Raw genomic sequence first — 3,949 nt, forward strand, 5'->3', positions numbered from 1 at the left:
CTGTAAAAAAAATTATTATTAAACTTGAAAAAAAAACAATATAACCAAAGAATTCTAAACTTAATCCAAATTTTAAGTAAGATTGAACAAATAACATAGCAGTTAAAATTTCAACAATAATGTAGCTGACATTAATATTTTTTTTACAATTTCTGCATTTTCCAAAATTAATTAGGTAAGAGACAATTGGGATATTTAAATAAAATGGTATTGAATATTTACAAGAAGGACAAAAAGAATTTTTTTTTATGATATCCAGATCATTTGGTAGTCTATATATACAGACGTTATAAAAACTTCCAAAAATTGATCCTAAAACAAACAGGAAAAAGGTAAACACTACCTCTTAAATTTAATCTTATCACCGTCATCATCATCTCTTTTAATGCTCGGTTGGGTTTCATCTGATTGGGTTTTATTTTCTTCAACTTCTTTTTGATTGTTTTCTTCAGAAGGATTTAAATCTACATTTTCACTTGCTTCAGCAGCTTCTTCAACTTGTTCCACAGGCTGGCTACTTGATCCCTCTAAAGCATCTTTTCCAGTTGCACTTTTGATTTGAAAAAATTTATCTAAATGTGCAAGTTTAATAACTTTCATTACTTCATTGCTTACATCAGTTAAGTAAAATTCTTTTGAACTACTTTTAGCTAGTTGCATTCCTTCAACAAGTGCTGCTATACCTGAAGAGTCAATATATTTTACTTTTGACAATTGAACTTCAACTATCTTAACTTTATCCATTAATTCCTTTAAATTTTCTCTAACTAATGGTGATTTATCTAGGTCAATTTCATCGGCAAGAAATAACTTACCTATATTTCCTTCAATTTTTTGTTCGATAGACATTATTGTTTTTTTATATTATTAATTAAAAATTACAACATATGATTATCAACTGTATTTGCGGGAAAAAAAAATTCAGACTGTCTGATGAGCTCATGCCCAGAGATGGCTCGAAAGTAAGGTGTGGATCTTGTTCAGAAGTGTGGTTTTTTCATCCGAATAAAGGCAACATTGAACAAGATAATTATGAAGATAATAATGTAAATGATGCTGCTGTTGATAATTTAAGTGAAAATCCTCAATCTGAAACAGTTGAGACCCCACCAGTCGAGACAAATATTGATCAAGAAATTAATTCAGATTTAATTGAAAAAAATGACAACTTTTTAGTAAAGGATCAAAACGAGGAAAAAATTAGTAATTTTAAGATTTTTACTGACAGTGATGAAGATTTACCATCTAAGGAAGAAATGGATAAAAATTTAGATCAATATAAGATTGATAGAGACAGTAATCTTAATTTTTTTCAAAAATTATTTAAAAAAGATCGAATTAAATCCGCTAGTGAATCTTTGGAAAAACAAAAAATTAAGCAATTGTCAGACGGAGAAGACGATAATGATCAAGCTAGAAGAACTAGACTTTTAATATATTTGTTATTTTTGTTGTTAATTGTTTTATCAGTAATGCTAGTACCATTAAGAGATGATGTTACAAATTTTTTACCATTTATGTCTAGCATTTTTGATTTTTTGACACCAGTTTATGAACATATCAAAGGTGTATTAGAATTTAATTAAACTTAAATTAACCCTCTGACTTTTCTGCAAGTTTTTCTTCTTCTTTTTTAAACTTCTCAATAATTTTGGCTTTATCTTTTAATAATTTTTCTTTTCCTGGAAAGACATAAACTCCGATTTGACCTGAAGTTAAAACTTTATCAGATTTAGGATTTTCTCTACTTATATTTTCTTGAATTATATTAATCTTAAAATCAGTCTCAGATAGTTTATTTTTTAAAAATGTTAAATTTTCAAATGTACTTAAAAACTGATACTCAATATAGTTTATAGTAAATTTTTTTCCTAATCTTACAGGATCAATTTCATTTAAACTGTTTATCTGAACATTAAATTGACTTGCTACACTAGTAATAGAGTTTTTAAAATTTTGAAACTCTGTTGGAGACATAAATTTTGTTACTTCTTTAATATATTCATATTCTTCTTCTTGAAGTTTTTTTCCTGTTTTAGCCATTTCAAGAACAAGACTATCCGATTGTGATTGTATGTCATTTGATGATGAAATTAACTTATTTTGACTTGATAATTTCATACTAGTGAATATTTCAGACCCAACCAAAACAACAAAAGTCAAAATCATAATTGTAAAACCTACTACAACAAATTTTGATTTGTCTTTTATTGATTCGTCCTCTACGGATTTAGATTTATTTTTAGTTAAACCAAACATTTAATTTTTTTACTATCAATCTCATATTTGATAAAATAATCATGATTCGAGTTAATAATTAAGTATATGAAAAAAACACCAAATTACATCAAAAAAACATTAGATGAAGCAAAATCTGAGCTTTTAAAAGAAAAACAACTTCAATTATCAAGACAGCTATATGTGGAGAAACTTAAAGAACTTTTTTCAGAAGAAGTAATTGATTTAAATGAAAACATAGAGGCAAAAATGTCTAATACAGGCACAGATAAAGTTTCAACAGTAACCTCTTCAAATAATCAAGTAACAATCAAAACAACTAAAAATAAGTCAAATTTAAATAACAAAATTATCTTTTTAAATAATGAGATTATAAATCAAGAAACAAATGAAATTGATGAAGCAAACAATTCAATTTTAAATTTAAGTGATGACATAATTGAACTTAAAAATGAAGTTCAAGAAGACAAAACAAGTAAAATCATAGAATTAATCGAAGAAGTTGATGACGCAATAAATCTAACAGATGAAGTTGTTGAAAAAATTACTTCATCAAATTTAATAGATGAGAGCAAATTACAAATAAACAATAAGATAACACAAGAAAATGAACAAAAAAAATCAGAATTTTCACAAGAACAATTGGAAATTTTAAATGCAAAAATAAATGATCTTGACTTAAGCAGTAATGAGCTGACTGAAAAATTAGATGAATTATTAGATCAAAAAAATATTTTTTCTGAAAAATTTAATGACAATTTAGATTTAAAACTTACAGAAGCTTTAAATAGATCTGAGGATAACTTAGAAAATAAACTTAATAATATAAATGAAAATTACCATCAAGAGTTTAGTAAGTATGAGAATGAGACGAACAAAAATTTTGCAAATTTAGAAGATCAAATTGTTCAATTAAATAATCAATTTGAAAATATTCAAAATAATATTAATTCAATTTATTTAAAAATTGAGGAAAACATCAGTAAATCTAGTGATTTAAAATCTCCTGAATTTGAAAAAATTGAACAACAGTTAAATGAAAAAATTAGTGATGCAAATGATTATAATCTAAAAATCGAAAACTCTCTTAATAATTTAAATAATAAAATTGATGAGACGCTTGATAAAGTATCTAACTTCAAAAATGAATCTGATACACAAATAAATCAATTAGAAAATAAAATAAACAACATTGAACCAGAACTAATAAACAAAATAGAAGAAAAACAAAAAAACAAAACCGAAAGTGAGAAATTGCAAGATAAATTTGATCAAATGTCAAAGATTATGGATATGCAAAATATGAGAATGTTACAAATGTATCACTCTTCTGAGTTACAATACAGCCATTCAATTTTGCAAAAAAATATGAAAAGTAAAACTAATCAAGATAAAGGTATGAGTTCTGAGATTATTACTGAAGAACTAAAGAAAAAAGTTTTTCCAAACATTCAACAAGAAATGGAGAAACAATTTAACCTTTTAAAGGAACAACTTTCTGAATATGAAATTAAAAGTGTTTTAGATAAAATAAATTCAACTGATATTAGTAAAGAATTTAAAAAACCAGTGAAAAGATTTAGTAATTTATTTGATGCAAAAAAATATGTAAAAAGTTCAATTACAAAAAAATCAAGAGATTGGTTAAAAAACAATGAATTAGTAATTGATGAAATTGCAAAAAAATTGTTAGACTAAATACTTTTTAAAT

Annotated in this window: 5 protein-coding genes; 2 read left to right on the top strand and 3 right to left on the bottom strand. The window is 25.0% G+C overall.

Features of this window, described 5'->3' with window-relative positions:
• Together ACTT9D_RS06805 and ACTT9D_RS06810 are read right to left on the bottom strand one after the other, a co-directional pair.
• Positions 1-340, bottom strand: a 340-nt coding sequence (locus tag ACTT9D_RS06805; protein ID WP_440931029.1) for a prepilin peptidase, incomplete at its 3' end; no start/stop codon positions are given.
• A complete protein-coding gene (locus ACTT9D_RS06810; RefSeq protein ID WP_440931030.1) occupies positions 340-849 on the bottom strand; it encodes an STAS domain-containing protein in 510 nt (169 codons plus the stop codon). The genes ACTT9D_RS06805 and ACTT9D_RS06810, both read right to left, overlap by 1 nt.
• Before the next feature lie 38 nt (positions 850-887).
• On the opposite strand from ACTT9D_RS06810, the gene ACTT9D_RS06815 reads away from it, so the two are divergent.
• Positions 888-1,586, top strand: a complete 699-nt coding sequence (locus ACTT9D_RS06815) for a zinc-ribbon domain-containing protein (RefSeq protein ID WP_440931031.1) — start codon at positions 888-890, stop codon at positions 1,584-1,586.
• A gap of 7 nt (positions 1,587-1,593) precedes the next feature.
• Here ACTT9D_RS06815 and ACTT9D_RS06820 read toward each other — a convergent pair whose 3' ends face one another.
• On the bottom strand, positions 1,594-2,259 hold the full coding sequence (locus ACTT9D_RS06820; RefSeq protein ID WP_440931032.1) for a hypothetical protein: 666 nt from the start codon (positions 2,257-2,259) through the stop codon (positions 1,594-1,596).
• Positions 2,260-2,325: 66 nt separating this feature from the next.
• On the opposite strand from ACTT9D_RS06820, the gene ACTT9D_RS06825 reads away from it, so the two are divergent.
• Positions 2,326-3,936 (top strand): hypothetical protein, encoded by a 1,611-nt coding sequence (locus ACTT9D_RS06825; protein WP_440931033.1) that lies wholly within the window; start codon positions 2,326-2,328, stop codon positions 3,934-3,936.
• Positions 3,937-3,949 lie beyond the last annotated feature (13 nt).

Source organism: Candidatus Pelagibacter sp., assembly GCF_052049815.1.
Lineage (GTDB): Bacteria > Pseudomonadota > Alphaproteobacteria > Pelagibacterales > Pelagibacteraceae > Pelagibacter.